This window comes from Lysinibacillus sp. GW823-FHT06C08, from assembly GCF_058795135.1.
Genome location: NZ_JBXAHN010000023.1, coordinates 1 through 1,832, shown reverse-complemented (window position 1 = coordinate 1,832; position 1,832 = coordinate 1). Strand labels below are relative to the sequence as shown.

At 38.1% G+C, this 1,832-nt stretch carries 1 pseudogene; it reads left to right on the top strand.

The features are described 5' to 3' along the window. Positions 1-154 precede the first annotated feature (154 nt). Positions 155-1,714 (top strand): annotated as a pseudogene (locus tag AC1Q6O_RS22875) (IS1182 family transposase); the annotation flags it as partial. Positions 1,715-1,832 lie beyond the last annotated feature (118 nt).

Genomic DNA, 1,832 nt, shown 5'->3' with positions numbered 1-1,832 from the left:
GAGGCTGGGACAAAACCCACCTCTAAATTAAAAAGCGTGTGAAATTTTACGATCAGTAAAATTTCACACGCTTTACATTTTTTCATAAAAAATAAGGACCACTTCTGATAAAATTAAGTCACCACAACCAAATTATACAGAAAGAAGGGTCCTTATGTTTAAAAATTATAACATGAATCAATTAGTTTTACCTCTAGATTTAGCAGTTCAATTACAAGAAAATGATATTGCTTTTGCCATCCATCATTTAGTCGAAAGTATTCCAGAGAGAGCCTTCGGCTCATTTCAACGACAAACAGGTTGCCCCTCTTATCACCCACGCATGATGCTTAAAATTATTTTATGTGGCTACACCCAATCTGCTTTCTCCGGTCGTAAAATTGAGGACCTCACCAAAGACAGTATACGTATGATGTGGCTTGCACAAGGTTATGAACCCAGCTACCGCACGATCAATCGTTTCCGTGTTCATCCCGATATGAAAGATCTCATTCGCCAATGTTTCGTACAGTTTCGTGTCCAGCTTGTACAAGAAAAAATCATCGATCAAGAGGCCATTTTTATTGATGGTACGAAAATTGAAGCCAATGCCAATAAATTCACGTTCGTTTGGAAGAAAGCAGTCGAAAAGCATCATAACCGTCTCGTTGAAAAATCTAATCAATTGTACAGTGAGCTACTTGAAAAACAAATCATACCAGAAATACAGCGTGAGGATGAGGAGCAGCTTTCTATTGAAGAACTCTCACAAATCGCTGAGAAGTTAGAGGTAGTTGTGGAGGACTATACACAAAAAATAGATAGCACGGATGATGTCGCTCTGCGTAAACAGTTACGTAGTGAACGAAAAACGCCTAGGCAACTGTTAAAACAAGTACATGACTGGATGACGCGTAAGCAAAGGTACGAAAAAGATTTTGAGATTCTTGATACACGGAACAGCTATTCAAAAACGGACAAAGATGCGACATTTATGCGAATGAAAGACGATTACATGCAGAACGGACAACTAAAACCAGGCTATAATGTACAAATCGCAACAGAAGGACAATACGTACTTACCTATAGTTTATTTTCAAATCCCACGGATACCCGTACGTTAATTCCGTTTCTAGATGAAATTGAGAAGCATTATTTCGAGTTACCAACATACATTGTCGCAGACGCCGGTTACGGTAGTGAACAAAACTATCATGATATCCTTTCGAACAGAAAGCGAGAAGCACTTATTACATATAACATGTACCGGAAAGAACAAAAGAAAAAGCACAAACAAAGCCAATTTAACTCAAACAACTGGCAGTATGATGAAGAAACAGATACCTATACATGCCCCTATCAAAAACATCTCAGATTTACATATCAATCTGTAAGAAATGATCGTACGGGCTTCCAACGTACGCTCAAAATCTACGAATGCGAAGACTGTTCGGGATGCCCGTTCCGTTCATCATGTACAAAAGCGAAAGAAGGCAACAACCGAAAAATCATGGTGAATGAAAAATGGGAACAACAAAAAGAATATGTAAGAGCAAAGCTTTCAGAAGAGAAATCAAGTGCCATCTATCGAAAACGCAAAATCGATGTGGAACCAGTTTTCGGATTCTTGAAAGCTAATTTACGTTTCACTCGATTTTCGGTACGAGGAAAACCGAAGGTTGATAACGAAATGGGCCTAGCATTAATGGCAGTAAATCTTCGGAAATATATTGCCATTAATCAAGCAATAAGGTAAAGATAATTAAAAACCTTAGTCAAATAAGCAAAAAGGGAAATCGAACAGCATCGATTTCCCTTTTATCTTGAATATTAGCTAGTTTTGTCCCAGCCTC